Raw genomic sequence first — 589 nt, 5'->3', positions numbered from 1 at the left:
ACTCAGGGCCGTCTATTTAGACGATTTGAATCGCCCCGGGTTCCGTGGAGGCCGGTTGGTTTAAGTCAGGCCGGCGTRGYGGCCTGCTCRGCGAGTTGCCGGTAGTAGTTTGCCTCAGCCTCGGCGGGTGGGATGTAGCCGATRGGCTCCAGCAGSCGGTGGTGGTTGAACCAGGACACCCATTCAAGCGTCGCCAGCTCCAAGGACTCCTTGGTCTTCCAAGGCGCACGGCGATGGATCAATTCGGCTTTGTAGAGGCCATTGATCGTCTCGGCCAGGGCGTTGTCGTAGCTGTCGCCCTTGCTGCCCACCGACGGCTCAACGCCGGCCTCTGCAAGGCGCTCGCTGTAGCGGATAGACACGTACTGCGACCCGCGGTCGGAGTGAATCACCAGGCTGCGATCCCGTTCGGGTTGCCGCGCGTACAACGCCTGCTCCAGGGCATCGAGGACGAAGTCCGTTCGCATCGAACTGCTGACGCGCCAGCCGACGATGCGCCTGGCGAAGACGTCAATGACGAAGGCCACGTACTGCCAGCCCTGCCACGTCGACACGTAGGTGAAGTCCGAGACCCAGAGCTGGTTCGGCC

Annotated in this window: 1 protein-coding gene; it reads right to left on the bottom strand. The window is 63.0% G+C overall.

The window, feature by feature from the left end; genetic code table 11:
- Positions 1-65: 65 nt before the first annotated feature.
- A partial coding sequence (locus AC1D15_RS36275; protein ID WP_477829898.1) for an IS3 family transposase occupies positions 66-589 on the bottom strand: 524 nt, incomplete at its 5' end.

This window comes from Rhizobacter sp. P2_H2 (assembly GCF_056403375.1).
This window is presented reverse-complemented; position numbering and strand designations above follow the sequence as displayed.